This window comes from Neorhizobium lilium, assembly GCF_004053875.1.
GTDB classification, from domain to species: Bacteria; Pseudomonadota; Alphaproteobacteria; order Rhizobiales; family Rhizobiaceae; genus Neorhizobium; species Neorhizobium lilii.
Genome location: NZ_SBIP01000002.1, coordinates 384,677 through 410,893 on the forward strand (window position 1 = coordinate 384,677; position 26,217 = coordinate 410,893).

29 protein-coding genes, 1 tRNA gene and 1 pseudogene are annotated in these 26,217 nt (G+C 59.5%); 13 read left to right on the forward strand and 18 right to left on the reverse strand.

The features are described from left to right. Positions 1–23 precede the first annotated feature (23 nt). On the forward strand, positions 24–1,259 hold the full coding sequence (gene pepT, locus EPK99_RS08030; RefSeq protein ID WP_128442526.1) for a peptidase T: 1,236 nt from the start codon (positions 24–26) through the stop codon (positions 1,257–1,259). A 23-nt stretch (positions 1,260–1,282) separates the two neighbouring features. Here the strand turns inward: pepT and EPK99_RS08035 are convergent, their stop codons facing one another. Beyond that, the gene (locus tag EPK99_RS08035; RefSeq protein ID WP_245582363.1) at positions 1,283–1,801 is read right to left on the reverse strand and encodes a sigma-70 family RNA polymerase sigma factor; all 519 of its coding nucleotides are present in this window, start codon (positions 1,799–1,801) and stop codon (positions 1,283–1,285) included. Positions 1,802–2,221: 420 nt separating this feature from the next. Here EPK99_RS08035 and EPK99_RS08040 point away from each other — a divergent pair, with 420 nt between their 5' ends. After that, positions 2,222–3,133 carry a DnaJ C-terminal domain-containing protein gene (locus EPK99_RS08040; RefSeq protein WP_128442528.1) on the forward strand — a complete coding sequence of 304 codons (912 nt, stop codon included), beginning with the start codon at positions 2,222–2,224 and terminating at the stop codon, positions 3,131–3,133. Between the two features lie 35 nt (positions 3,134–3,168). Here EPK99_RS08040 and EPK99_RS08045 read toward each other — a convergent pair whose 3' ends face one another. From EPK99_RS08045 to EPK99_RS08075, 7 genes are all read right to left on the reverse strand, one after another. Beyond that, entirely contained in the window at positions 3,169–3,576 is a 408-nt protein-coding gene (locus EPK99_RS08045) for a DUF2177 family protein (RefSeq protein WP_128442529.1), read from the reverse strand. 9 nt (positions 3,577–3,585) lie between these two features. Next, positions 3,586–4,245, reverse strand: coding sequence for a ChrR family anti-sigma-E factor (locus EPK99_RS08050; protein WP_128442530.1), 660 nt, complete (start codon positions 4,243–4,245; stop codon positions 3,586–3,588). Further along, positions 4,242–4,772: a sigma-70 family RNA polymerase sigma factor gene (locus tag EPK99_RS08055; RefSeq protein ID WP_164901762.1), complete on the reverse strand. Its 531-nt coding sequence runs from the start codon at positions 4,770–4,772 to the stop codon at positions 4,242–4,244. Before EPK99_RS08055 ends, EPK99_RS08050 begins: the two co-directional genes overlap by 4 nt. 231 nt (positions 4,773–5,003) lie before the next feature. Then, entirely contained in the window at positions 5,004–5,642 is a 639-nt protein-coding gene (locus EPK99_RS08060; RefSeq protein WP_128442532.1) for a nucleoside triphosphate hydrolase, read from the reverse strand. Next, positions 5,639–6,421, reverse strand: coding sequence for an ATP-binding cassette domain-containing protein (locus EPK99_RS08065; protein ID WP_128442533.1), 783 nt, complete (start codon positions 6,419–6,421; stop codon positions 5,639–5,641). Before EPK99_RS08065 ends, EPK99_RS08060 begins: the two co-directional genes overlap by 4 nt. Further along, positions 6,421–7,500, reverse strand: coding sequence for an ABC transporter permease (locus EPK99_RS08070; protein WP_128442534.1), 1,080 nt, complete (start codon positions 7,498–7,500; stop codon positions 6,421–6,423). The genes EPK99_RS08065 and EPK99_RS08070 overlap by 1 nt, the downstream gene beginning before the upstream one ends. A gap of 131 nt (positions 7,501–7,631) precedes the next feature. Continuing rightward, a complete protein-coding gene (locus tag EPK99_RS08075; RefSeq protein ID WP_128442535.1) occupies positions 7,632–8,657 on the reverse strand; it encodes a sugar ABC transporter substrate-binding protein in 1,026 nt (341 codons plus the stop codon). Between the two features lie 204 nt (positions 8,658–8,861). Between EPK99_RS08075 and EPK99_RS08080 the strand changes: the two genes are divergently transcribed. Next, entirely contained in the window at positions 8,862–10,091 is a 1,230-nt protein-coding gene (locus EPK99_RS08080) for an ROK family transcriptional regulator (protein WP_128442536.1), read from the forward strand. Here EPK99_RS08080 and EPK99_RS08085 read toward each other — a convergent pair. Together EPK99_RS08085 and EPK99_RS08090 are read right to left on the reverse strand one after the other, a co-directional pair. After that, positions 10,075–10,815, reverse strand: a complete 741-nt coding sequence (locus EPK99_RS08085) for a phosphatase PAP2 family protein (RefSeq protein WP_128442537.1) — start codon at positions 10,813–10,815, stop codon at positions 10,075–10,077. The genes EPK99_RS08080 and EPK99_RS08085 overlap by 17 nt on opposite strands. Before the next feature lie 29 nt (positions 10,816–10,844). Continuing rightward, positions 10,845–11,666 (reverse strand): DUF1206 domain-containing protein, encoded by an 822-nt coding sequence (locus EPK99_RS08090; protein ID WP_128442538.1) that lies wholly within the window; start codon positions 11,664–11,666, stop codon positions 10,845–10,847. Between the two features lie 137 nt (positions 11,667–11,803). On the opposite strand from EPK99_RS08090, the gene EPK99_RS08095 reads away from it, so the two are divergent. Together EPK99_RS08095 and EPK99_RS08100 are read left to right on the forward strand one after the other, a co-directional pair. After that, positions 11,804–13,204 carry a sensor histidine kinase gene (locus tag EPK99_RS08095; RefSeq protein WP_245582364.1) on the forward strand — a complete coding sequence of 467 codons (1,401 nt, stop codon included), beginning with the start codon at positions 11,804–11,806 and terminating at the stop codon, positions 13,202–13,204. Next, positions 13,201–13,860 carry a response regulator gene (locus EPK99_RS08100; protein WP_128442539.1) on the forward strand — a complete coding sequence of 220 codons (660 nt, stop codon included), beginning with the start codon at positions 13,201–13,203 and terminating at the stop codon, positions 13,858–13,860. The genes EPK99_RS08095 and EPK99_RS08100 overlap by 4 nt, the downstream gene beginning before the upstream one ends. On the opposite strand, the gene EPK99_RS25270 is transcribed toward EPK99_RS08100, so the two are convergent. Next, complete coding sequence (locus EPK99_RS25270) at positions 13,850–14,347, reverse strand: hypothetical protein (protein ID WP_164901735.1); 498 nt, start codon at positions 14,345–14,347, stop codon at positions 13,850–13,852. The two genes, EPK99_RS08100 and EPK99_RS25270, sit on opposite strands and share 11 nt — an antisense overlap. A gap of 530 nt (positions 14,348–14,877) precedes the next feature. On the opposite strand from EPK99_RS25270, the gene EPK99_RS08110 reads away from it, so the two are divergent. Then, positions 14,878–15,276 carry a DUF1236 domain-containing protein gene (locus tag EPK99_RS08110; RefSeq protein ID WP_128442540.1) on the forward strand — a complete coding sequence of 133 codons (399 nt, stop codon included), beginning with the start codon at positions 14,878–14,880 and terminating at the stop codon, positions 15,274–15,276. A 267-nt stretch (positions 15,277–15,543) separates the two neighbouring features. Then, on the forward strand, positions 15,544–16,203 hold the full coding sequence (locus EPK99_RS08115; protein WP_128442541.1) for a peroxiredoxin: 660 nt from the start codon (positions 15,544–15,546) through the stop codon (positions 16,201–16,203). A gap of 95 nt (positions 16,204–16,298) precedes the next feature. Here the strand turns inward: EPK99_RS08115 and EPK99_RS08120 are convergent, their stop codons facing one another. After that, positions 16,299–18,452 carry a TonB-dependent siderophore receptor gene (locus tag EPK99_RS08120; protein WP_128442542.1) on the reverse strand — a complete coding sequence of 718 codons (2,154 nt, stop codon included), beginning with the start codon at positions 18,450–18,452 and terminating at the stop codon, positions 16,299–16,301. Between the two features lie 142 nt (positions 18,453–18,594). Beyond that, positions 18,595–19,479 carry a helix-turn-helix domain-containing protein gene (locus tag EPK99_RS08125; RefSeq protein WP_128442543.1) on the reverse strand — a complete coding sequence of 295 codons (885 nt, stop codon included), beginning with the start codon at positions 19,477–19,479 and terminating at the stop codon, positions 18,595–18,597. Between the two features lie 231 nt (positions 19,480–19,710). Between EPK99_RS08125 and EPK99_RS08130 the strand changes: the two genes are divergently transcribed. Beyond that, entirely contained in the window at positions 19,711–20,487 is a 777-nt protein-coding gene (locus tag EPK99_RS08130; RefSeq protein ID WP_128442544.1) for a siderophore-interacting protein, read from the forward strand. A 60-nt stretch (positions 20,488–20,547) separates the two neighbouring features. Here the strand turns inward: EPK99_RS08130 and EPK99_RS08135 are convergent, their stop codons facing one another. Beyond that, positions 20,548–21,345 (reverse strand): NAD-dependent epimerase/dehydratase family protein, encoded by a 798-nt coding sequence (locus tag EPK99_RS08135; RefSeq protein ID WP_128442545.1) that lies wholly within the window; start codon positions 21,343–21,345, stop codon positions 20,548–20,550. Positions 21,346–21,710: 365 nt separating this feature from the next. Between EPK99_RS08135 and EPK99_RS08140 the strand changes: the two genes are divergently transcribed. Together EPK99_RS08140 and EPK99_RS08145 are read left to right on the forward strand one after the other, a co-directional pair. Continuing rightward, on the forward strand, positions 21,711–22,094 hold the full coding sequence (locus EPK99_RS08140) for a DUF427 domain-containing protein (RefSeq protein WP_128442546.1): 384 nt from the start codon (positions 21,711–21,713) through the stop codon (positions 22,092–22,094). A 36-nt stretch (positions 22,095–22,130) separates the two neighbouring features. Next, positions 22,131–22,553, forward strand: a complete 423-nt coding sequence (locus EPK99_RS08145; protein WP_128442547.1) for a secondary thiamine-phosphate synthase enzyme YjbQ — start codon at positions 22,131–22,133, stop codon at positions 22,551–22,553. Between the two features lie 103 nt (positions 22,554–22,656). On the opposite strand, the gene EPK99_RS08150 is transcribed toward EPK99_RS08145, so the two are convergent. Beyond that, positions 22,657–23,400 carry an SIMPL domain-containing protein gene (locus EPK99_RS08150; protein ID WP_425374191.1) on the reverse strand — a complete coding sequence of 248 codons (744 nt, stop codon included), beginning with the start codon at positions 23,398–23,400 and terminating at the stop codon, positions 22,657–22,659. A 230-nt stretch (positions 23,401–23,630) separates the two neighbouring features. Here EPK99_RS08150 and EPK99_RS08155 point away from each other — a divergent pair. Then, positions 23,631–23,706: transfer RNA gene (locus tag EPK99_RS08155), tRNA-Ile, on the forward strand. Between the two features lie 201 nt (positions 23,707–23,907). Here the strand turns inward: EPK99_RS08155 and EPK99_RS26080 are convergent. The 3 genes and pseudogenes from EPK99_RS26080 to EPK99_RS08170 all read right to left on the reverse strand — a co-directional run. Continuing rightward, positions 23,908–24,885 (reverse strand): annotated as a pseudogene (locus EPK99_RS26080) (tyrosine-type recombinase/integrase); the annotation flags it as partial. Further along, positions 24,851–25,117, reverse strand: coding sequence for a helix-turn-helix transcriptional regulator (locus EPK99_RS08165; RefSeq protein WP_128442549.1), 267 nt, complete (start codon positions 25,115–25,117; stop codon positions 24,851–24,853). The gene EPK99_RS08165 and the pseudogene EPK99_RS26080, both read right to left, overlap by 35 nt. 10 nt (positions 25,118–25,127) lie before the next feature. After that, positions 25,128–25,346 carry a helix-turn-helix domain-containing protein gene (locus EPK99_RS08170; RefSeq protein ID WP_043613259.1) on the reverse strand — a complete coding sequence of 73 codons (219 nt, stop codon included), beginning with the start codon at positions 25,344–25,346 and terminating at the stop codon, positions 25,128–25,130. Between the two features lie 65 nt (positions 25,347–25,411). On the opposite strand from EPK99_RS08170, the gene EPK99_RS08175 reads away from it, so the two are divergent. Further along, positions 25,412–25,855, forward strand: coding sequence for a helix-turn-helix domain-containing protein (locus EPK99_RS08175; protein WP_245582366.1), 444 nt, complete (start codon positions 25,412–25,414; stop codon positions 25,853–25,855). Continuing rightward, positions 25,852–26,205 carry a hypothetical protein gene (locus EPK99_RS08180; protein ID WP_128442550.1) on the forward strand — a complete coding sequence of 118 codons (354 nt, stop codon included), beginning with the start codon at positions 25,852–25,854 and terminating at the stop codon, positions 26,203–26,205. Before EPK99_RS08175 ends, EPK99_RS08180 begins: the two co-directional genes overlap by 4 nt. Positions 26,206–26,217 lie beyond the last annotated feature (12 nt).

Genomic DNA, 26,217 nt, shown 5'->3' on the forward strand with positions numbered 1-26,217 from the left:
TTGCTTCGTTCTGGATGATTGCTATGACCGATTCCGTAACCGACCGCTTCCTGCGCTATGTCGTCATCGACACCCAGTCGGACGCCCGCTCCCCGACACAACCCTCCACAGCCAAGCAGCTTACGCTCGGCCGACTGCTGGTCGAGGAACTGCTGGCCATCGGCATTACCGACGCGCATCTGGACGAGCACGGCTATGTCTACGCGACCATCCCCGCCAATAGCGGCAAGAACAATGTGCCGGTGATCTGCCTCTGCGCCCACATGGATACGGCTCCGGATTTCAGCGGAACCAATGTGAAGCCGCAGGTGATCAGGAATTACCAGGGCGGCGACATCGCCCTCCCGGGCAACCCGCAGCGCATCATCCGCACGAGCGAGCACCCGGAACTCAAGAACCAGATCGGCAACGACATCATTACCTCGGACGGTACGACGCTGCTGGGCGCCGACGACAAGGCCGGCCTTGCCGAGATAGTCACTGCTGCCGAGATCCTGATGAACAATCCCGACATCAAGCACGGCGCCATCCGCATTCTCTTCACGCCGGATGAGGAAATCGCCCGCGGTGTCGAAAAGGTGGACCTGAAGAAGCTGGGGGCCGATTTCGGCTACACGCTGGATGGCGAAACCGCCGGGACTGTCGAAGACGAGACCTTCTCCGCGGACTCGGTCGAAATCTCCATAACCGGGGTAGCCATTCATCCGGGTTTCGCGTTCGGTCGCATGGAAAATGCCATTCGCATAGCGGGCGCTATCGTGGACCGGTTGCCGAAGCATATGGCGCCGGAAACCACGCAGGGCAAGCAGGGTTTCATCCATCCCACGGAAATTTCCGGGGCCATGGAAAAAGCCAGCATCAGCCTGATCATCAGGGACTTCACCGAAGCCGGGCTCGTATCGAAGGAAGAAACCTTGGAGGCGATTTTGCGCGACGTGCTTCAGAGCTATCCCGGCTCGCGCTACAAATTCACCGTTTCGCAGCAGTACCGCAACATGAAGCTCGTTCTCGACAAGCATCCGCAGGTCGTGGAAAACGCGTTGGAGGCCGTGCGCCGCGCCGGAATGGCACCGGTGCGCGGCAGCATTCGCGGGGGCACCGACGGCTCCCGCCTATCTTTCATGGGGCTCCCCTGCCCCAACATCTTCGCCGGCGGCCATGCCTTCCATTCGCCGCTGGAATGGGTCAGCAGCCAGGATATGGAGAAGGCTGTCGATACCGTAATCGAGCTGGCAAAGCTGTGGGAAGAGCAGGCCTGAAGAAGCGCCTCCGGCCGTAAGCGCTACTGCATGGATATATCACCCAGCTCTTCAGAAAGCGCCTTGCGCGCGCGGTTGACGCGGCTCTTCACTGTGCCCACCTCGCAATTGCAGATCCGCGCCGTCTCGTCATAGCTTGTTCCCATCGCGATCAACACGAGCGGTTCGCGTACCCGTGGCGGCAAGCGCTCGAGGGCGGATTGCATTTCGTTGCGACGAACAGCCCAGTCTTGCGGCGGAGCAACGGACAATTTTGCGATCATCCCGTCTTCCATACCCACATGTTCCCTCTGGCGAACCCGGTATGACGTGCAGAAGGTGTTGCGCATGATGGTGAAGAGCCAGGACTTCAACGCTGTTCCAGGCTGGAATTGCGGTGCTGCATTCAGCGCGCGGGTCAGGGTTTCCTGTACGAGATCGTCCACATCCTCGCTGCTGCCGACAAGCCGGCGTGCAAAACGACGGAGCGCCGGGATCTGAGCTTCGACACCTTTCTCTACAGCATTGAAATGGCTCATCCGTTCCGGGCGGAAACTTGTCATACACATTCTCCATTGTTGCAGAGAGAACGCGACCTCCAGACCTATGTTGCTGTACGTAAACGTACCGAACTACATTTCCCGCGCAGCATCAGGATCGGCATGAGAAGAGGAGGCATAACTTTCCTGCAACCTCCGTATGAGCGTCGCCTGCTTGAATCGTGACGGTCTGCTTCTTAACTCTGAGGTGCCGGTTGCCTGAGGGGACCGGCCAGGGTGAGCCAGGACCTGTGCTTGCCGGCCATGTTGCTCGAAGAGGATATGGAAATGACACGAGACGATCTGACCATGAACACATCTCCGGGCCTGCGGGCCAACAATCTCGGATGCACGGCCCATTCCCGTCGCCGATCCGGGCGCTGGAAGCAGGGCTGAGACCCGAGCATTTCCGCCTGAGAATTCGCACTGCGTCTGGAGATAAAGATGAGGACTGATCCCTATGACATATTGGGTGTGAGTCGTAGCGCCACCCAAAAGGATGTGCAGGCTGCGTTCCGCAAGCTTGCCAAGAAATACCATCCCGACCTTAACCCGGGGAATGCAAAGGCTGAAGCTCTGTTCAAGGAGATCACCGCCGCCCACGAAATCCTTGGAGACGAGGACAAGCGAGGTCGGTTCGACCGCGGCGAGATCGACATCAACGGAGCCGAACAGGCGCCACGCTTCCATCGCAGCCGCGCCACGGCTGATGGCCCTGGCGCCGGCCCATTCGGCACGGAAGGTTTTGCCGATATCGGCGGCTTCGAGGACGTCTTTGCAAGCTTCATGAACCGCCGCACCGGCGGCAACGGGTTTGCCGGCAAGGGAAGCGACATGCACTTCTCCATGGATGTGGAGTTTCTGGATGCCATCAACGGCGCCACACGAACCGTTACCCTGCCGGGTGGGCAGAACCTGGATGTGAAGATTCCTGCCGGCACACGCGATGGCCAGACGCTGCGCCTGCGCGGCAAGGGCAGTCTGGGCTCGGGCGGCAGCGCTCCCGGTGACGCCTTGATTGACGTTCGGGTGAAGCCTCATCCATTCTTCAAGCGGGACGAAGACGACATCCGCATCGAGCTGCCGATTACCGTGGCGGAGGCAGTGCTTGGCGGAAAAGTGAAGGTGCCCACGTTGACCGGCTTCGTGAACCTGACGCTGAAACCTCACTCCGATTCCGGCACGGTCTTACGCCTGCGCGGCAAGGGTGTCGCACGACGCGATGGAGGGCGTGGCGACATGCTGGTGACGCTGAAGATAGTGCTTCCGGAAAGTCCGGATCCGGAGCTCTCCGCTCTGATGGAGAACTGGAGCCACAGGAACACGACAGACCCACGCCGACACATGACGGTTTGATTTGTTCAGCGAGATTTTGCCGTCCTTGGGGCCGGTCAAGCGGCTCCCATCATTTGGACCGCAGCATAGCCGCAGACCGCGGCCACAGAGGAGATAAAGGCGCCCCAAGCCATGTCTACTGCGCTCATCGTCACTGACCATCCTTTGACCGTAGCGAGGTTGGTCATGTCATAGGTCCCGTAGGCGATAAGGCCGAACAGCGCACCGGCAAATGCGGCTGTGGGCCACCCGCCACCTACGGCCAAGGCCGGAGCAACCGCAAAATACACCAGGCCAATCAGATAGAGCAGGTAGAACAGGCCCGCCGCACTGAAATTCGGGCGATCGCGCATCAACGGCCCCATCCACTGGCGATACCAGGCTCGGGCAACAAGCCCCAGCCACAGACAGTCAAGACCAAGGAAAACGATCGCCGTCGCGACATAAGCTATCAGATAGGTCATCGATTGGTCCTAGATCTTCAGGATCGGCTGGATGAGCCGGACGATCCAGCTGCTGAACTTGAGCGGCGCCTCGGTCACGGCCAGGCAGACGCAGTCTTCGCCGGGTGAGGCCTTTGGCGTATGGAGCAGGCTGTCATCCGCCTCCTCAACGTCGCCCCGTCCGAAGAGCTCGTCGCCATCGTAAAAGCTTCCCGACAGAACAAGCGTAAGCTCTTTGCCAACATGCGTGTGCTCAGGCACGGGTTTGCCCGCCGGGATGCGCAAGAGCCGCACCTGGGTGGTCGGATCCGCAGTCTCTATCCGTAGATGATAGGCGCCGAGCCCGAGCGCCTGCCACTTCACATCGGCAAGGTCCGCACCGACATAGGATCTTAATGGCTCCGGAAACACCAGCGCGTCCTTCTGCGGAGCCGCGGGCTTCGGCTTGACCTCTTCGATCCGAATGCCTTCAAGCCGCTGCTTCATTCTCGCCCAGGAATCCTCCGGAACATCATGCGGCTCGACCTTTTCGAGAAGCGCACCTGCGGCTCCTTCCATTGCCGAAAGGCGGCGACGGCAAGACGGGCACAGCGCCATATGCGTCGCCATGACGAGGCTCCAGCCCTCTGTCAGATTGCCTGCCGCATAATCCAGCAACAGCTCGTCGCTCAGATGATGATTGATCTTCATCGACGCCCCTCCAGCGCCGCGCGGAGCTTCTCGAAGGCGAGCCTGATGCGGGATTTCACCGTGCCCAGCGGAAGCCCGAGCTCACTCGCAATGGTCGAGTGGGAGACGTCGTCGAAAAACGCCCGCTTCAGCACGTCAAGTTGATCGGGCGGCAGCGTTGCCATAGCCTGTCGCAGCAGGGCTGCATCCTGCACCTGCTCGAACGCCACATCGGCCGACGGAACGTCATCAGTGACGAAGGCCGGGTCCTGCGGATCGAAAGAAGGGCGGCGGCGGCGATAAAAGTCGATCCGGATATTTCTCGCAATGGTGAAGATCCAGGCAGAAACATTCCCCCGCTCCGGATCGAACTGTTCGGCCTTGTTCCAGACCGACACCATGGTTTCCTGCATAAGTTCTTCCGCTACTTGCCTGTCACCCGTCTTCATCGCCATGAAGCTGCGAACGCGCGGCGCATAGAAGCGGAACAAGGCCTCGAAAGCCTCGATGCTGCGATCGCTTGCGACGGCCTTTAACAGGCGCGCCATCTCGCCGTTGGACAGGATCTGGTTCGATGTCTGGGTCAAATTCGGATTGGTCACCCTCAAAGCACGTACGGAAGATGCGCGAGCCCTAAGGGGCGCAGGCACATCTTTGTGACATGTATTAGCTTCAAGAGGAATATCCAGGCTCATGGCGATGTTAACGGCACGGTGCCGTGCCTGGATCAGCGCAATCGGAAAATAATGCAGTCGTGGCTCAGAATCCGAATCTGCCGTTCAATCGTCAACCGTCCAATTCGTCAGGACAAGGTCTGCTCCGGCAGACTGCGACAGAACCAGCCGCACGTTCGGAAGGTCGTTGCCATGGAGCTTGGTTTCCAGCGCATCACCTGAAAGGCCGTAATGGTGCCAGCGGGCGGTCAGCCGTTTTTCCAGTTCTTCGACCGGAGGCGCCAGCGCTATGGCGTAATCGAAGAGAGGGCGGAGCTCTTTCCATCGATCCTGCTGCAGAAGCAGGTAATTTCCTTCCACCACAACAAAGCGGCAGGCGGAAGGAATGGCCCGGGCGGCGGCAATGGCAAGCTCCCGGCTGCGGTCAAAGACGGGAACCAGTATCTCCTGCTCACCCAGCCTTGCAGCACGCAGGATATCGGTGAAGCCCCTAACGTCGAAAGATTCCGGGGCGCCCTTGCGAGGCAGTATGCCCTTCTCTTCCAGCACGGCATTGTCCATGTGGAAACCGTCCATGGGCAGGACCTCGGCCGCCTCTCCGAGCGCGGTGAGATGAGCAGCCACCGCATCGGCAAGCGTCGATTTCCCGGCCCCCGGCGGGCCGGCAACGCCAACCAGGAAACGGCTGGCACCGCCGGCCCGCTTCAGGATGCCGTTGCAGAGGTCATCGATCGTTACAGTCATGCAGGAACGGCTTCCGCGTCCACGGTCTTTGCGCCCGTCATGAGAGCGACGGCATCCGACATGGAATAATCCTTCGGGTTGATGACCGTCAGGCGTTTCCCAAGGCGATGGATATGGATGCGGTCCGCCACTTCGAAAACATGCGGCATATTGTGAGAGATCAGCACGATCGGAATGCCGCGCGAGCGGACATCCGATATAAGCTCCAACACGCGACGACTTTCCTTGACGCCGAGTGCCGCCGTCGGCTCGTCGAGAATGATGACCTTCGATCCGAACGCCGCAGCGCGAGCGACGGCAACACCTTGGCGCTGCCCGCCGGACAGAGTTTCAACCGCTTGGTTGATGTTCTGGATGGTCATCAGGCCGAGTTCCGAAAGCTTGGCCCGGGCCACTTTTTCCATCGCGCCATGGTCCAGCTTGCGCAGGAATTTGCCCATGAATCCCGGGGAGCGAATTTCTCGCCCGAGAAACATGTTGTCGGCGATCGACAGAGCCGGCGACAAAGCCAGGTTCTGGTAGACGGTTTCGATGCCGGCCTTGCGGGCCTCCATGGGAGACGAGAACTGGATCGGCTTGCCTTCCATGCGGATCTCGCCTTCATCGGGACGGACGGCACCGGATATCGCCTTGATCAGCGACGACTTTCCGGCGCCGTTATCGCCGATGACGGCCAGGATTTCGCCCGGATAGAGGTCGAAGTCCGCATGGTCGAGAGCAGTGACGCGACCGTAGCGCTTCACCAGGCCGCGAGCGGTCAGGATAGGTTCGATTGCCATTAGCCGGCTGCCTTTCTGATCCATTGATCGACTGCGACGGCGACGATGATCAGCACGCCGATGAGGAGATAGGTCCACTGCACGTCGGTGCCGAGCATGCGAAGCCCGAACGAGAAGACGCCGACGATCAGCGCGCCGAACACCATGCCGAGGATGGAGCCGCGGCCACCGAACAGCGATATTCCGCCGATCACCACAGCCGTGATGGACTCGATATTCGCGAATTGACCGATCGTCGGAGAGACCGAGCCGTTACGGCCGATCGACGCCCAGCCGGCCAGTGCGCAGATAAGACCGGACAGCACATAGACCGAAACCAGCATGCGCTTGACATTGACGCCGGAAAGCTCTGCCGCCTCGGGATCGTCGCCGACGGCATAAAGATGGCGGCCCCAGGCGGTCTGGTTCAGAACGTACCAGAGAAGCGCCACCAGGAGCACCATGGCAATGACGCCATAGGTGAACACGGCCCCTCCAAGGCGGAAATTATGCCCGAGCAATTGAAGCAGCGGCGCGGTCGTTTCTATTTCCTGGGCGCGGATGGTCTCGTTCGCCGAATAGAGAAAATTGCTGGCGAGCACGATCTGCCACATGCCGAGCGTCACGATGAACGGCGGAAGCTTCATCCTTGCGATCAGGAAGCCGTTGAGAAAACCGCACAAGGCTCCCACCGCGAAACCGCAAGGAATGGCGATTTCCACGGGTAGCCCGTAACGGAAGACCAATTGGCCCATGACCACGGAGGAAAGAACCATGATCGCACCGACGGAAAGATCGATGCCAGCTGTTATGATGACAAGCGTCTGGGCCGCTCCGACGATGCCGGTGATCGCAACCTGCTGAAGGATCAGCGTCAATGAAAAGGCGTTGAAGAACTTTCCACCAAGGAGGATGCCGAAGACGATCAGCGAGGCGACCAGCACGATCAGCGACACTGCCGAAGGGCTGGAATGCAGGAACTGCCGGAACCGCTGGACGGCCGACTTGTCGTCGCGGTCGAAGGAGGCGACCTCGGTGGCGCTGTCCTTCAGGACCTTCTCGTAGTCATGGTGCGGCGCGGCCGCTGTTGGCTCGCTCATGAAGCTTCTCCGCTTGACGTGGGTTGAAGCGGCAGCACTGGCAGAGCCATCTGGCTCGGTTTCAAAGGAAGCGCCTGCCGCAGGAACCAGTTAAGGCGGGGATGGATATCCCCACCTTAACGACTGAGTGATTAACCCCAGCACTTGCCGAGGCCGGCCTTCGTGTCGATGGACTTGATAGCGGATACCGGCTTGTCGGTGACAAGCGTAACGCCGGTGTCGAAGAAGTCCTTGCCGGCCGTAGGCTTGGGCTTTTCGCCAGTGTCGGAGAACTTCTTGATCGCCTCGATGCCGAGTGCTGCCATCTGCAGCGGGTACTGCTGCGAGGTGGCGCCGATAACGCCCTCGGCCACATTCTTGACGCCCGGGCAACCGCCGTCGACGGAGACGATCAGCACGTCCTTTTCGCGGCCGACGGCCTTGAGTGCCTCATAGGCACCGGCGGCGGCTGGTTCGTTGATCGTGTGGACGACATTGATCGTCGGGTCCTTCTGGAGAAGGTTTTCCATGGCCGTGCGGCCGCCTTCTTCATTGCCATTGGTGACGTCATGGCCGACGATGCGCTTATCGTCCTCGTCGCCAATCTTGTTAGGGTTCTTCGGGTCGATCCCGAAGCCCATCATGAAGCCCTGGTCGCGAAGGATGTCCACGGAGGGCTGCGAGGGCGTCAGGTCGAGAAAGGCCACCTTGGCATCCTTGGCCTTGTCGCCAAGCGTTTCCTTGGCCCACTGGCCGATGAGCTTCCCGGCGAGCAGGTTGTCGGTGGCAAACGTCATATCCGCGGCGTCGATGGGTTCCAGCGGCGTATCGAGCGCGATGACCAGAAGACCGGCGTCGCGGGCTTTCTTGAGGTTCGGGACGATGCCCTTGGTGTCGGAGGCGGTGATCAGGATACCCTTTGCGCCGTCGGCGATGCAGGTTTCGATTGCGGCAACCTGGCTCTCGCTGTCACCGTCGATCTTGCCGGCATAGGACTTCAGCGAAACGCCGAGTTCCTTGGCCTTGGCGGAGGCACCTTCCTTCATCTTCACGAAGAAGGGATTGGTATCGGTCTTGGTGATGAGGCAGGCGGAAACATCCGCTGCCGATGCGGGCGCTGCAAAAGCGACGCCCATGGCAAGCGTTGCAAAAGCGGTGGCAAGTAACGTGTTTTTCATTGTCATCCTCCCGAAAATGAATGAAGGGGCATCCCCTTGTAGGTGCGGCGCCAAGCGCGTTTGCGAAAGCATCCTCCCCAGCTCCGGCACCCTGCACAGCCGCCATTAATGTCCACGGCAGCGGCCTTGTCAATAAATAAATCCAATTGAATTATTAATCCACCGGAGATAGAAACTGACGTGGAGGCTATGGGAGGCAGGCAGATGTCCATCGAAGATCCGTTGCAGCAGCCGCATCTTCCGCTGGTTGTTTCTTCCACCGGCGGTGCAAACCAGGTGCGGGTGCGGGCATATAACGAGCGGCTGATCCTGTCCTTGGTCCGTCTGTATGGCTCCCTCTCCAAGGCCGACATCGCCCGCCTGAGCGGACTTTCCGCCCAAACCGCTTCCGTCATCATGCGTTCGCTCGAGAAGGAAGGCATGATCCTGCGGGGCGACCCGGTGCGCGGCCGTGTCGGGCAGCCCTCCGTCCCCATGCAGCTCAATCCCGACGCGGTCTATTCCTTCGGCGTGAAGATCGGTCGCCGCAGCGCCGACCTCGTGCTGATGGATTTCGTCGGTAATATCCGCCTGCATCTCCACGAGACCTTCCCCTACCCGCTGCCCGACCGCATCATGGCCTTCATCACGGGAGGGATGGCCAAGCTGGAGGCGGAGCTTGGCCCGGGACAGCAAGGCCGGATCGCGGGAGTCGGCATTGCTGCGCCCTTCGAACTGTGGAACTGGGCGGGTGAAGTTGGGGCGCCCAAGGGCGCCATGGACGTCTGGCGCGATTTCGACCTGCAGTCGGAGGTGGCGGCCAAGATCCCCTACCCCGTTTTCCTGCAGAACGATGCGACGAGCGCCTGCGGCGCCGAACTCGTCTTCGGCAAGGGCTCGGCCTACCAAGATTTCGTCTATTTCTTCGTAGGTTCCTTCATTGGCGGCGGCATCGTCCTCAATTCGGCGATCTATTCCGGCCGAACCGGCACAGCCGGTGCCGTTGGCCCGCTTCCTGTCCTGGGCAAGAACGGTGAGCCTCGGCAGTTGCTGGAGATCGCCTCCATCGTCGTGCTGGAACGGATGCTGCGGGACCTCGACATCGACCCGCAACCGCTGTGGTACTCGGCCGATCAGTGGATCGATTTCGGTGAACCCTTGAGCGCCTGGATCGATGCAAGCGCCAAGGCCCTCGCCCAGGCAATCGTCGCGGCCGCTTCCATCATCGACTTCGGTGCGGCCATCATCGACGGAGGATTTCCCGGCTGGGTGCGCGAGAGGCTCGTCCGGGCGACGATCGTCGAGGCCAAACGGCTCGACCTCCAGGGCGTGGTGATGCCGGACATCATCGAAGGCGCAGTGGGATCACAGGCGCGCGCCATCGGCGGCGCCAGCTTGCCGATCTTCGCCCGATACCTCACGGACCAGAACGTTCTCTTCAAGGACCTGAGTTGACGTCGGCCTGCGGTGGCACACTTGGTTTGGCGGAGATATATCGACGCGATACGAGCCAGCAACCCGCCGCCCACGTAGCGCCCGCACACCAGCCGCCCAACACGTCCGTCGGATAGTGGACGCCAAGATAGATCCGGCTGAGCCCGATCAGCAGGGTGAGCAATATGCCTGTCCCCAGCAGGAAGATCCGCGTGGACCGGTACTGTTCGGCACGGGACAGGAGCGCGGCGAGCGTAAGATAGGTCACCGCCGACAGCATGGCATGTCCGCTTGGAAAACTCAGGTCGTGGACCTCCACCAGATGCGGCACGATATCGGGCCGCGGCCGGGCAATACCGAGCTTCGCCAACTGGCTGACGATCCAGCCGCCGACGATGGAGAGAAACATGAAGGCGGCAATTGCCCTGCGCCGGCCGAGCAGAAGGTACGTCGTCGCCAGGATCGTCATCAGCGACAGGACGGTCGTGCCGCCCAGAGCCGTGATGTCGTTCACCGCGTGGTTCAGCCAATAGGGTCCGATCGGCGTCCCAAGATCGCCCGGTACGCGCAGGCTGAGCAGAATACGGTCGTCGAAGGCGTGGGTTTCTCCTTCGCTCACTTCGCTCGCGAGGCTGAGGAAGAGAAAGAGACCACCCGCAATCGCGCCAAAAGTGATGAGACCGATCGGCTCGAAGGTCATGAACCGGTCGATGATCCTTTGTCGCATGCGCTGGTGAAATGCCATTCTCTTTCCCTTGAAGACGAAACCTTGGCTTATATAGATACTGCGCGGCGCGCTTGCTGCATGGATGTCGGCGGATTGACGATCCTGAACCGGGCCTCGATGAAGCCATAGGCGCCAAAGGCAAAGAGCCCGAGCGCAACGATGACATAGAGCAAGCCGCCGAACGGAAGCTGGCGAACCCATGTCAGGGCATCGGCAGAACTTCCCGCTTGCTGCGGATCGACTGCAAAGGCTGCGTAAAGGAAGAAGACGCCGACAATCAGGAAAATCGTCCCGCGCGCGATCAGACCATACATGCAGACTGCATCAAGCGATTTCCGGTTTCCCCAGTCACGCTCGAAGTATTTGCGATAGCTGCGTTTTGCGCCCCGGATGATCTGGGCGACGCCGCTGCCGAGAACGGCAAGAGCCAGCAGGCCGACGAGGTAACGGCCAAAGGGTTGGCTCATCAACCAGCTGGTCCAGCTGCTTCCGCCATCGGACGAGCCACCACCGAAACCAAGATGAAACGCCTGACCAATGGCAAAGGCAGCAAGGCTGGTATAGGTCGCCGCGCTCACCAGAAGCACAGCCCTGGTGCCGTAGCCTTTCCAATCGCTTTCATGATGGTCCGTATTGAAGATCGCCTGGATAAGCCGCCATACGATGAAGCCGACCAACCCGACGCCGATCAGGCCGAGCCAGATCTGGCCCAATGGCTGCTCCAGCAGGGTCTGCATGGCCGACTTGGAATCCGGCAGTCCCCCGCCGAAGGAAGACAGGAGAGCCATGCCCGCCGTCAGGGCATAGACCGCGCCGCGCGCCGCATAGCCGGAGCGTGCGAACCATTCGAGCTTGTTGTCAGGAATCATCAAAAGCCTCTCGCTAAGAACGCACCTGAACGCATGTCGTGGGCGCATGTTCCAGCTCTGTCGTATTCCTAAGTGACAGGGATTGACCCTGGCTTCGGCTGCCATAGCTATGCGCTGCAGATCAACACCGGTGTCCCTTGCATCCGTTCGGCATTCTTCGTCGCTGGAATGAACAATCCCTCGCCCGGCAGTTCCTGCTGGCGGGCGGAGTGGTGTCGCTTTGCGCCATGCTGCTGGTCGGCGCTTTCGTGACAAGCCTCATCGAGGCTGCCGTGACGCGGAATTCCGGCGCCGCAACCGCCCTCTATGTCGATAGCGTGATCGCACCCATCCTACCTGACCTGAAGACCGCCGAAACCCTGGACGATGTCACTACCCGGGTACTCGACGAGACCTTCGGCCAGGGTGCACTTGGCGGGCGGGTGATTTCCTTCCATTTGTGGAGAGCCGATGGCACCGTTCTCTACTCCACCCACAAGGACATGGTCGGGCACCGCTACCCTCCCAACGAAGACCTGAAGACAGCTTTCGCTGGCCAGATGGTGGCAGGATTCGGCTACCCGGATGATCCCGAGAGCAGTGCGGAACGAGCGCTCGGCAAGCCTTTGCTCGAGATCTACAATCCGGTACTGCAACCCTGGTCGGGCGAGGTGGTGGCAGTCAGCGAATTCTATGAAGTGGCCGAAGATTTCCACTCCAGTCTCACGCAAGCGCGGCTTAAAAGCTGGCTTGCGGTTGCCGGCGTCACCTTGCTCTTCTTCCTGCTTCTGTCGGCTATCGTCTTCCGCGGCAGCCGTACGATTGCAACACAGCAAAAGGCGCTGACGGAACGGGTAACGGAGCTTTCCGGGCTTCTGTCTCAGAACCGGGCCTTGCATTTGCGTGCACAGCGAGCCTCGCAACGCGCCACTGCCCTCAACGAAAGCTATCTCCGCCGCCTGGGCGCCGATCTCCATGACGGACCGGCCCAGCTCGTGGCTTATGCGGCGCTAAGGGTCGACAGCGAACTTCTGGTCGATCCCGGCGCCGCCCGGGATGCCAGGGAAAAGGAAGTGGCCGCCATCAAGGAGCGTTTGCAGGAGGCGATGGACGAGATCCGCAGCATCTGCACGGGCCTCGTCCTCCCGGATATAGAAACGGCAGATATGCCGGACGTGCTGCGTCGGGCCGTCGCTGCCCATTCCCAGCGGACGGGCGCGTCTGTGGAGCTTTCGATGGATGGGCCATCGCGGCGCCTTTCCCCCTCCGCCAAGATCTCCATCTACAGGTTTGTACAGGAAGCGCTAAATAACGGCTTCCGCCATGCCGGCGGACTAGGCCAGAAAGTGCGGCAGGGATTTGTGGATGGCAACATCGTCATCGAGGTCAGCGATCGGGGCCAAGGGTTCGAGCCGTCCGCCACAAGGCCGGGCGGTCTTGGGCTGGCGGGCCTGCGAGAGCGGATCGAAAGCCTCGGCGGCACGTTTAACATCACCACATCCAGTGAGGGAACAATTCTCTCCATGTCCCTGAACTTGAACGAAATGGAGCACGCCTGATGCCGGAGATAAAAGTTGCGGTCATCGACGATCATCCGCTGTTTCGCGAGGGAGTGATCCGCAGCCTGGGCGAGATCGACGGCTTCGAGATCGTGGCTGAAGGCGGATCGCGCGACGACGCCCTGCGGATCGTGCAGAACCAGTGCCCGGACGTCATGCTGATGGACATCTCCATGCCTGGGAACGGGCTCGATGCCGTGGCTAGAGCCATGTCCAGCTGTCCGCAGCTCAAGATCATCATGCTCACGGTTTCCGAAGCGAACGAAGACATTGCCAAAGCTCTGCGGCTAGGCGCCAAGGGCTACGTCCTGAAAGGCATCGGCTCCCGCTCTCTGGCGGATGTCATCAAGACGGTGGCGTCGGGCGAAACTTATGTCTCGCCTTCGCTGTCCGCTCAGCTGATCGCCGGCCTGTCGGAAGCCCAGGAAGTAAGCCAGAAACGGGACTTGATGGCGGAGCTCACTGAAAGAGAGCAGCAGGTCTTGAAGCTTGTCGCGTCAGGCCTCAGCAATAAGCGCGTGGCCATTCAGCTGGATCTGCACGAGAAAACGATCAAGCACCACATGACCCGGATATTGTCCAAGCTGAAGGTCAGTAATCGTACGGAAGCCGCTCTCGCCCTGCGCGACGCGACGGAAAACCGGCTCAGCGGGTAAGATCCTCCAGCCGCGTGCGGTCCGACGCGGTTGCCCTTCGATTGACGATCGTGCGGGACTTCGCATCCTGCATTTCGTAGCGGTCTCCTGCTATGCGTTCGATCGTTCCATTGGCATGGCGAACCGACAGCGGCTTGTCGGCGTTCTGGCCGATCGGTGCGGCGCCGGTCGCAGCAGGCGAAGCGTCGTCATCCGCGCTGCTTGTGCTGCTGGGACCCTTGCTTGCGCCATTGGCGCCCTCACTATTGCTCTTTCCGTTGCTTTGGCCGCCGCTATTGCCGTTGTCCTTACCTCCTCCACTACCGCCGCCATTGCCATTGCCATTGCCATTACCATTGCCGTTACCGCCACCGTTGCCGTTTCCCGCAAGCGCGTGCGCCCATTGGACATGGACACTTCCGTCGTTGAAGGTCGCGTGGTTGGGAAGCATCAGCAGGCCTAAAAACGCGCCGCTTGTCAGCAAGATCAGTTCTCGTCTGGAACGCATCCGATAACCTCCATCTCCGACTCTTCCATACCGCTCACCATTCTTGGCTGCATATTGAACCTTACGCATTTGCGGTGGTCTTGGCTCACCCGGAAGTGTTAAGCACATGTCGGCAGCCGGTAACATTTCGACGATGGTTTGGAAGACTAGACAATCACTCCTACCCAGCCAAGGCCGCTACCCCAACATCGTACCGATGGCCGCGAGGCTGACTGCCAGGCACACCACCGGGATGAGAAGCCAGCGGGCTTGAACGACGCTCTTTTCCATTCCGTCACCTCTGAATGATCTGCGTTGAATGATCGGCAAAGCAACCGATCATTGCCCCGCTCGTTCCGCCGGCAGAACACAAGCAGACCTTTGCAATCCGCCCATCAGGCCCTTGTAGAAGCATGGCTGGGCCTTTGGTCCGAAGGCCGCACGGACCGAAGGCCAAGCCGGGAACGGACAGGCGGGGATAGCGATTGTGACGCCATGGCTGCTCATGTGGAGCAGGCAAGACCAGAAACGGAACAGCAAAGGAAAAGATCATGAAAACCAAGGCTATTCTCATTTCGTCGATGCTCCTCGCCGGCCTTGCTCCGGCGGCATTCGCCCAGCAGGGCACAGTGAGTGGTGCAGCCGGCGGCGCCGTGACGGGCGCGATCGTCGGCGGCCCGATCGGCGCGGCAGTGGGCGGTGTCGTCGGTGCCGTCGCAGGCACGGCCATCGATCCGCCGCCGGAAAAGGTTGTGACCTATGTCCAGGAACAGCCCATGCCGGCTGACACGGTCGTGGTCCAGGAAAAGGTCGTCGTCGGCAAGCCCGTGCCGGAAACCGTCGTTCTGACCCCTGTACCCGACTCTCCGAAATATTCCTATGCGGTGGTCAACCGTGAGCGCGTCATCGTCGATCCGCAGACCCGCACGGTCGTAAAGGTCATCAACTAAAAAGCAGGAAATATAAGAGCTTGCCCTGCAGCGCATTCGCGCCTGCGGGGCCTTTTCGTTTCGCTCTTTACATCCGTAGAAGAGCAAAACCCGCACGCGTTGCACTGCTCCTGAAGCAACATTAGCTTCGATTCCCCTCATTTTTGGAACAAACATGGTGGTTTTGCAGACGGCACTCGTTACTATCCGGCAAGAAAAGCAAGCCTTCGCAGGATAATGCCATCATCTGCAAAAGGGCTTGAATCAACGGACAAGGGAGCCAACACGATGACACTGCGGATCAATGACCTAGCACCGGATTTTACCGCCGAAACCACTCAAGGCACGATCCATTTCCATGACTGGATCGGCAGCGGCTGGGCCGTTCTCTTCTCGCATCCGAAGAACTTCACGCCGGTCTGCACCACCGAACTTGGTGCGATGGCGGGCCTTGAAGGCGAATTTCGCAGACGAGGCGTCAAGATCATCGGTATTTCGGTGGATCCCGTGGAGAGCCACGGAAAGTGGAAGGACGATATCCGCACTGCTACCGGCTACGACGTCGACTATCCGCTGATCGGCGACCGCGACCTCAACGTCGCCAAGCTCTACGACATGCTGCCGGCCGAAGCCGGCTCCTCGTCCGACGGCCGCAGTCCGGCCGACAATGCGACGGTTCGCTCCGTCTACGTCATCGGTCCGGACAAGAAGATCAAGCTGATCCTCACCTACCCGATGACCACGGGCCGCAACTTCAACGAAATCTTGCGCGCGATCGATTCGATCCAGCTGACGGCGAAGCACCAGGTGGCAACACCTGCCAACTGGCAGCAGGGCGACGACGTCATCATCACGGCGGCCGTTTCCAACGAAGACGCGATTGCCCGCTTCGGCTCTTTCGACACGGTCCTGCCTTACCTGCGAAAGACCAAGCAGCCGGCAGCCTGACGGCTTATCCGCTCCAGAATGCGGCGGGCCTACCGAGTCGCGCAAAGAAAAGGCCCATCGCTGGGCCTTTTTGAGGTTTCAAGTTATGGCCGGTCCTACCACACCTTGCTGAGCTTGAAGGTGATCGTCCGAGACTGGCCGTAACCGCAGAAATACTGGGTTGCGCAACCGGCAACATAGTCCTTGTCGAAAAGATTGGTGACGTTGAGTGCCGCCTTCCAATCGTTCTTCTCGTAGTGGAGACCGGCATCGAACACGGTGGCATCGCCGACGCGAAGCGTGTTGGCGTTGTCCGCCCATGACTTGCCGCGATACCGCACGCCGGCCCCAAGGCCAAGGCCCTCAAGCGCACCTTCCGTGACAGTGTAGTCGAGCCAAAGGCCGGCGGTGCTCGCCGGAACGACGTAAGGCGTCTTGCCGACCATGTCAGGGCTGCCCGGATACTTGGTAAACTCAAGATCCGTGTAGGAGTACGAAGCGATCGCCTTCCAGTTCTGGTCGATATTGAACTTGCCTTCGAGTTCGAAGCCGCGCGAACGGACGTTGCCAAGCTGCTGGTCGCCCACGCCGGGTATGCTGACCGTGTAATTGTCTTTGTCGATCTGGAAGACCGAAGCCGTGAGCATGCCGTCGAACCACGTCGGCTCGTATTTGACGCCTGCTTCGTACTGTTCGCCTTCTTCAGGCTTCAGCGCACCGTCTACGCTGGTGCCGACCAGCGGGCTGAAGAAGGTCGCAACGCTGGCATAGGGCGTCACGCCGTTCTTGAACTCATAGGCGATACCGGCGCGCCCACTCCAGGCGTGGTCGTCCGAGGAATAGTTCGTAAGGACGCCGTTGCGGTCGTTGGCTTCGCCATGGAGATAATCGTAGCGGCCGTTGAAGGTTGCGATAAAGCCGTCGCCGAACCTGATCTGATCCTGCGCATAGGCGCCGACCTGGTTCATCGTGACGATCTGGTGTGTACCAGGCGACAGGACCGGATCCGGGCCATAAACAGGGTTCTGCGGATCGATCGACGTCGGGAAACCAGCATATTTGTCGGTGTCGAGACGATAATAGCGATAGTCGATGCCGAACATGACAGTGTGGTTCGCACCGCCGAAATCGAAATCGTTTTCGAGGCGGTTGTCGATGTTGAAGGCATTGGCCCTGGACGTGATATCTTCCGCGTAACGGCCGATCAGTGCATCGGTCTGATCGAAGTCGAAGGCATAGACATAACGTTCGCGCTTGTAGAGGTTCGCATAACGGGCGTTCTGCGTGAACTTCCAGCCGTTGTCGAATTCATGTTTGAATTCGTAGCCGACCATGGTCTGGTTGGCCCTGCCGATATCGTAGTCCTCGTTGCCGAGATACTGGTCGCGTCCGATCTTGCCATAGATCGGGTTGTCGACCACCGTTCCCATATAGGGAAGCAGGCCGTTGGTCGTATGGGTCTGGTCGAGGCCGCTGACATAGGCGTAGACGTTAAGTGTCGTCGTATCGCTCGGCGCGAAGGTGATCTGCGGCATGATGAAACCGCGAAGATCGTTCGTGTCATCGACATAGCCGTCACCGCCGGCGACCTTGCCGGTCAGGCGGTAACTGACGGTATCGCTGTTGCCCAGTTTGTCGGAAATATCGAAGCCGCCAAAAGCGTTGCCGTCGCTGTTAATGCCGGTCTCGGTGTAGAAATACGGCTGATCCGTCGGACGCTTGCCGACGAGATTGACCACGCCACCGGCGTTCGCACCACCGACCAGGACCGAAGCAGGCCCCTTCAGCACTTCGATGCGCTCCAGCGCAAAGGCGTCGATCTGGAAATTGCCATAGGCCGTGCTGGTGAAAGGCAGGTTGTCGAGGCTGAGACCTGTCTGGCTCGCGTCGAAACCACGGATATAGATCCAGTCGGTATCGGGATCAGAACCATAAGGCTGCGTCAGGATGCCGGGCGTATAAGACAGAGCTTCGTCGACCTTCGTGATGACGCCGCGGTCGTCAAGTTCTTCGCGCCCGATAACCGATACCGACTGCGGAATTTCCTTGAGGGGTGTGTCCGTCTTCGATCCGGTAGTCGATTGCTTGGCCACATAGCCCTTGACCGGACCTGTGCCGCTGTCGTCACCGGACTGAAGCACGATCGGCGCCAAAGTCGTATTCTCAACCGCACTCTGCGCCTGTGCCGACCATGCGGCGCAGATTCCCGCCATGGCTACGCCCGCCCGCAAACTTGCGGTCCGCACGGAACTTCTCGTCAAATGACTCATCACTTCGCCCCTATCGCGTCGCGCTGAACGCGACCCCCAATAAGATGAGTGATTAACTCAATATTATTATGAGAGCTTGCCCGGTTTTGGCAGCATTGAACGATCTTGGGCATTTTTACTTTTCGTTCAAAATTAATGGCGTCTAAGACCGGTGGATCACACGCCAGCGGGAGGGCGTGATGCCCACATGCCTGCGGAACACACGGCTGAAATGGGCATGATCGGCGAAACCTGTATCGGCTGCGATGGCTGTCAGCGGCTGGTCGTTGCGGAGCAGCATGTCCTTGGCCTTTTCGAGCCGCGCCCTTATCTGCCAATCATGGGGCGCAAGCCCAGTCGAAGCCTTGAACGAGTGGCTGAAATGCGATTGTGAAAGCCCCGTCAGGCTCGCCAGCTCCTCCAGGCGAATGGTGCGCAGGCAGTTCGCTTCGATGAAAGCGGTTGCCCGCCGCAACTGCCAGGGTGCCAGTGCGCTGCGCTTGCGCGCCGGCGATTTTCCCATCTTCAGGACGTCGATCAGCAGCGCCAGCGCCAGCCCATCTCCATAAAGGTCATGCAAGGGATCGGGATTGGCAACTTCCGCAGCGATGAGCTCCGCCAGCGCCATGATCCCCTGATCGAAGAACAGCAGGCGCGGATCTCTCAAGCGCTGGGGGTCGAGCTCCTCCCCGAGCCGCCGGCTGACGATGTCGGCATCGAAGTGGATGTCCAGGTGGCGAACGGACTGCACCTCATGAATATCCATCCAGAGGTCCATTCCGGCGGGGATGTAGCAGATCGGGCTTTGGCGGCTGTCCTGCAACTCGCCTTGGCCATCCTGCGAGCGCTTGACGGCGGGACGCCCTCGGCCCCGATGGTTGAGGAGAATGAACAGCCTTGGATCGCGCGCCACATAATGTCCGCCGGCATAAGATGCGCATTCCACATCCCATAGATCGGCCGTGATACCGTTCCAATAGCGCCGGCGCAGGCCGCCGACTACGGAAAAGCCTTCGATCTGGTTGTTCATCCGCGGCTGAAACGTCATGGCGAAATCCTGAACACGCAAACTTGCTTGTCTTTATCAAGTTTATTATCATGCTTCAATCCCGGCTCTCTGCTTCCGGCAGCTGCGGCCGCAAGGGTGCGATATCTGCGCGTTTTATCGCGCACGTAAGCGTTAACGTCACTCAACGCGCATGATCGACCGGGCTCCTCCGTTTCGGTCTGCGCGGACTGTGTCCGGCAGGTCGAGGCGAACGCCCTATAAGGACACGAGATGAACGAAGCAGCGACACAGCGACAACCCGTTCCGCAGGCGGGAGCTCGTATCGAGCGCATCCGCCATGACTTGAAACGCCGTGAACTGACGGTGACGGACGTGGTACAGGTCACGCCGAACATGCGTCGCTTGACCCTGGCAGGGAACGACCTGGGCGATTTTGTCAGCGCCTCTCCGGACGATCACATCAAGATCTTCTTGCCGGCTTCCGATGGAGAACTGGCAGCGCGCGATTATACGCCACGCCGCTATGACACCAAGGCCCGCCAATTCGTGCTTGATTTCGCCCTCCACGACGCAGGACCGGCGACGGTGTGGGCAAGCCAGGCCAAGTCTGGCGACACATTGCTGATTGGCGGTCCACGCGGCTCCGCCGTCATCACCGGCGTCAGGCGTTGGCTCCTGGTCGGCGATGAAACCGCCCTCCCCGCTATCGGCAGGCGAATCGAGGAGGCGCATCAAGACGAGGACGTCACGGTCGTGGCCGTCGTAACGGGTGCGGCAGAAGAGCAGAGTTTCGACGGCATGTGCCGTCTCCGCACGACATGGGTGCACCGTCCCCTCGCGCGGGCGGCCGATGCCTCGCCGGTGCTGGCGGCGCTCGCTGCGGTCAATATCGAGGGTGAGACTTTCGCCTGGATCGCAGCAGAGGCATCTGTCGCAAGAGCCGTGCGGGCTTATCTCACGGAAAAGCGGAACCACCCGCTGACCTGGCTGAAAGCCTCAGGCTATTGGCTGCAGGGTCAGGCAGACGCCCACGAAAAGATCGAATGAGGCTGAGAGGCCTCGGTCTGATTTGGCTGTGGCCCTACTCATTGGAAGGCTTTGGCGCGCTCAGTCCTCCGGATGCCCCGCAGAGGTAAAGGCACCGCCTTGGTAGATGACGGCAGGATCCGTTGGATCCTGCTTGCCGGTGGCCGCCTCCACTTCAACTCGCCATTTGGAGGAACTGTCCTTCGGGCTCCAGCCCAGAAAAGCCGCGTTGCGGTTGTCCCACCATTGCTCGTCATTGGCGGACGCGCCGTAAATGACGGTATGGGCAAGCCGCGGCGTGGCGAAAGCTCGGCCGCAAAGCGAGACGAAATCGCGCTGGCTGAGCCAGGTGGCGAGCATGCGCGGGTTGGCCGGTTTTTCGAAGCAGGAGCCGATGCGCACGGACAGCGTTTCCTGGCCGAACTTGCTGAAATACATGCTGGCGATGGCTTCACCGAAGACCTTGGACACGCCGTAGAGCGAATCGGGTCTGGGCGGCACATCGCTGTCGATATGTTCGTCACGTCGGTAATAGCCGACGACGTGGTTGGAGCTGGCAAATACGATACGCGGCTGGCCGCTATGTCGCGCCGCCTCGTAGAGATTGTAGAGGCCGACGATATTGCCCTGCAGGATCAGGTTGAACGGTCGTTCGATCGATACGCCACCCAGATGGATAACCCCATCGACCCCCTCCATCATCGTCGATACGCCGGCGGCATCGGCAAGATCGCTGCGGATAAAGGTCTCGCCGGCGCGCAAATCGGAGATCTCGGCAATATCCGATAGAACGACGGTCTCAGCCAGTTCGCCTAGCAGGGGCCGGATGCCCTGCCCGACGCCGCCCGCAGCCCCCGTCAGCAACAGCCTCTTCAACATGCAGATCCTCCCACTGGTCGCCTATGACATCAGCTTGTCTTATGTGCTTCGCATCTTATCCTATAAGATGCCTCCTGCGTTTATTTTGCATTCTTCGACTCGCTTGGCAAGCGTTGGAAGGCCCGATCTGCGAGCCCACCGGCATGGATTGTATTGCACAAACTCAATCGCTATTAGGCTACACCCTTGCCTGCAGAACATATGTTACAAGCATTCGCCTTGTACGATGTGCAGGGTGACCGCCGCCACTATTCCAGCGCCTGAACCACTGCGTTCCATTGATGCCCCTTGGACAGATGCGGAAGATATCCATATCTTTCTGCAGCGCATCTAAGGCGCGAGCCCTAGTCACACTGGAGAGAAGCATGTCGGTCAAACCCATCAAGATCCCTGGTCCCGGCCATCCCATCACTGTCGAACCGGCTGCCCGTCGTATCCTGGTCAAACTGGGCGACCACATCATAGCCGACAGCACGAATGCACTCGTCCTTCAGGAAGCCTCCTATCCAGCTGTCTACTATATTCCGCGCCAGGATGTGGACATGGCGGCGCTTGAGCGCAGCTCTCATTCGTCCCATTGCCCTTATAAGGGTGATGCGTCCTATTTCAGCATTTTGGAAGGCGGCGACCGGTCCCGCAACGCGGTCTGGTCTTACGAGGATCCGCATGCGGCGGTCTCGGCGATCAAGGACTTTCTTGCCTTCTATCCTGACCGTGTCGATTCCATCGATGCCCTGGATGAGGCTTAAACGGGATCAAAGGCTACGTCCCCGGAGGAGAGATATATGCCGCAGGTTCTTCTATCTCTTTCGACGCGCGGCCGAGGGCTCTACGAGTTTACAGAGCAGGCCGAACAATTCGCACGCGGCAACACCGTGCAAGAAGGCCTGCTTACCGTTTTCGTCCGTCACACCTCCTGCTCGCTCATCATCCAGGAGAATGCAGATCCGGACGTGCGGCGCGACCTCGACACCTTCTTTTCCCGCTTGGTCCCGCGGACGGATCATCCGGACATGGGATGGGTGACGCATACGGTGGAAGGTCCCGACGACATGCCGGCTCACATCAAGGCGGCACTGACGGCGGTGTCGATCGGCATTCCGGTGAAGGATGGGCGGCTATTGCTCGGAACCTGGCAGGGGATCTACCTTTTCGAACACCGGGACCGGCCTCACAGTCGCGAAATTGTTCTTCACTTGTCGGCCTGAGATTTTCCAACTGCGTCAAGCAGGCTGGGCGGGCTGCACGTCCCCTTCGGAACGCGTAACATGGATGCGCCCGACCGCGACGGGCGCATCCATTCTTCGACGCTTACTGTTCGAGCGCAAAGGTCACGTTGACGGTGACACTATAGCTGTTCTCGCCACCGGCGACCGGAACCGAATCTTCCATTTGCTTGGCCACCAACATGCGCATCATCGGCGCAGGCATAGCCATCGGTGTGTCTTCGTTGATCTGGAGAACGCGCCCGAGCTTGACGCCCGCCGCTTCCGCGAGCGTTTTCGCCTTGGCGACCGCGTTGGCGACAGCCGCCTTGCGGGCATCGGCCAGTACGGCATCTGGCTTGTCGTTGGTGAAGCTGATCTGACCGCCCTGGTTCACCCCGAGCTTTACGGAAGCGTCGATCAGGCTGCCAAGCTTGGCAAGATCCCGGACCTTCACGGACACGCTGTTGGAGACTTCATATCCCACGACCTCAGGCGGCGGAGGCGCAGCGCCGTTCTTGGGTTCGGTCTGGCGATACTGAGGCTGGATCGAAAAATTGCTTGTCTGGATGTCGCGCTCTGCCACGCCGGCATTGCGAAGCGAAGCCAGCACATCCTTCATTGCGGCACTATTGGCAGAGAGCGCCGCATCGGCCGTCTTGGCATTACGTACGACCGCGAGCGACAGGAAAGCCATGTCCGGCGCCACGGAGGCCTCGCCCTGACCGGCAACGATGATCATGGGTTCCCGCGGACGGGCATCCTGCGCCAGAAGAGAACCGCTATGGAAAAGGAAGGGCACGCTAACGGCAGCCAGCATTGCGATCTTGGAAAAACGAGTGGGGGCTATGGACATGGATCTCCCTCGGGGTTGTGGTTCTGACTGGCACCGATATCTGGCAGATCATGAACGCAGGCCGAACAGCTTGGCTCTACGCCGACTCGCGCCGGGCGCCTGCTTCTACCTGAGGCTTCAATGTGAAGCCTTTACGGCAAGACCTTGTTAGGCCCTGCGATTTAGGCTAGAGGCAGCGTGCGGAGACGGCGAACCATTGCGCCCTGCCGCATGCCTTACGGCAAGGGCCTGTAGCTCAATGGTTAGAGCCGGCGGCTCATAACCGCTTGGTTGGGGGTTCGAGTCCCTCCGGGCCCACCATTTCTGTCTTCGGACGTTGTTTTTCCATCGTTTTTTTCCTCGATTTGTCTCACCGGAATTCCGGTTCGATGAAAGTGGGACATTATTGCGGGCCACGTAGGTTTTACGGCGCTCGAAACCGGCATCGATGATGCGCTTGGATTGAGCGGCTTTTGTGTAGTGCTGAGCCATCTTGGAATCAGACGAGCCAAAGATCGCCATCAACTGATGTTCGGGAGCACCTGCCTCGGCAAGTATGGTGGCGGACGTCTTTCTCAGGCCGTGCGCCGAGCATTTCGCCAAATCCGTGTCGTTGCACCACTGGCGCATCTTGTTGCCGAAGCCATTGCCGGTGAACGCCTTGCCATATTCGTTGATAAGGAATGTCGGCTGATCATGCGTTATCTGATCCAGGGCCTCGCCAAGCTCGTCTGTAACCGGCAGGCTGATCGACTGCGCGTATTTTTTCGACCCCTTCTGCGGCATGAATTCGATACGGTCTCCGACCAGGTTCCGCCAACCGAGTTTGACGAGGTCTGAGCGTCTGACGCCCAAATTCAGCATCAGTTCCATTGCAAGCCGAGCTGTGGAGCCGAGAGGATAGGCTGCGCGATAGCGCGCCACTTCCGCTTCGCTCCACGTATGGAAACCGGGAGACTTATGGATTTTGGTGACGCCGTTCGTGGGATTTAATGTCGCCAACTCCGCGCTGATGGCCCAATTGAAGAGCGCCTTCAGGTACTTCACCAGCTTGTCAGCCGCACCGGGCGTGCCGTTGCCCTTCATCTGACTGGCTTCGATGTCGGATTTGCGAATCTTCTTGAAGGGCAGCTCGCCCACATTGATGCAATAGCGATTGAGAACGCTCTTCTTGTCTTTTTGCGTGGCCGGGGACTGGCTCTGAAACGCCTTGGACCGATAATAGGTCTCGACCAGCCAACGAACCGAGCCGGGCTCCAGTCTTGAAATCGGGACGGTCTTTTCACCACGATCACCAGCCATGACGCGGTGATATTCCTCGGTAAACGCCTGGGTGACGCTGCCCGCCTCGTCCAGATAAACGGACGTCATGCGATATTTCGGCATGCCAGGCAGGCGGAGATAGAAGCGCTCGTTGCCATGCCGATCGACATCCCGTGAGCAGAATTTAAAGGGGACGCGCTGGCTACCCAACCGCGTGATCAAACGGGTTTTCGCCATCGTCTTCGTCTCCACTCAACCCTTGTTCTTTGATGTCGTACCAGGACGCCCGGATTTCCTCGGCATCCCAACGGCGCAACGCGCCGATCTTCACGCCTTTCGGCATAAGGCCACGGCGAACCCAGTCGTCAAAGGTGCCCGTCGAGACGTCAAGAAGTTCCGCCGCACGAACGCGGCTGACTGCGACCTTGTAAATGGGGCGTGTGGCCAGCGCTTCTGCGTGCTGCTTCATGTGCCGCTCCTCACGCTCTGGAGGCGTTGTCAGCAAGCGCCAAAGCCTTCTGCTTGGGCTCGACCATATTCGCCGCAAGATACTCATCCACGGCGTTTTCCGGCAGGAACAGGCTTCCGCCAATCCGGACATGACGGATTTCTTGCTTTGCGATCAGATTGCGGATGCGTGCGACCGGCCATCCGGAACGGTCTGCGAGCTGTTTGGGGGACAAGAGTTGCGCCTGCATTGGAAATTCACCTCCAACTGATGATAGAATGATATGAACCCGAAAGAATCACATCAAGCTCAAAAATGCAACGCGATTATCAGAAAAATAATAACCCGACGCAAGACACGCTGCTCATTCAGATGGGCAAACGTTTGGCTATGATCCGGGAAAACTCGGGATTGAAACAGATCCCCTTTGCGGAAGCGCTTGAGGTCTCACAAGGCGGCTACAATACCTATGAGCGCGGCCAGCGAGAGATCCCCGTTCGCGTACTGCGCGCGCTCTACACGAAGTTCAACGTCAATCCGGTCTGGATGATGACCGGGGAAGGCACCCCCTACAATCGGGACGCGGTCGATCTGTATCACGACGTCACGAACCAAGTTGATGCCTTTATCGTGCGGGAGAACTGTCAAGTGGAACCGGACAAGCGCTTGAAGCTCATCCGGTTCCTGATCGACTACGCCGAACAACACGGCGAATTCACAGAGGAAATTGCAGAGAAATATCTGAGGTCAGCGATATGAGTAAGTCGAGCTTTGAACAGAAAATCGAACAGGGTTTTTATGCAATCGGGCGCCAGCGCGATCAATTGGCATCTGAAAAGCGAAAGTTGGCAAGGCAACTGCGCTATACCCGACATTCGGCCCGGCTTGCGAGCCTTTCAAAGCAATACGACTTCGGAATGATTTTCTTCGCGGCGATGGGAGCTGTCTTGCTCATTGTGTTTGATGGGAGAAGCGATTCCGATGCTTGGCTGACACCTGTGCTGAGCCTGTCCCTCATGTTGTTCGCTTGCGGCAGTGCGCTGCGTGGCCGGAAGATGGTCAGCCGGATCAGAAGCTTCCATGACCGCTTCGGTAGCTGGCAGTTCTGAAGGCAGTTATTC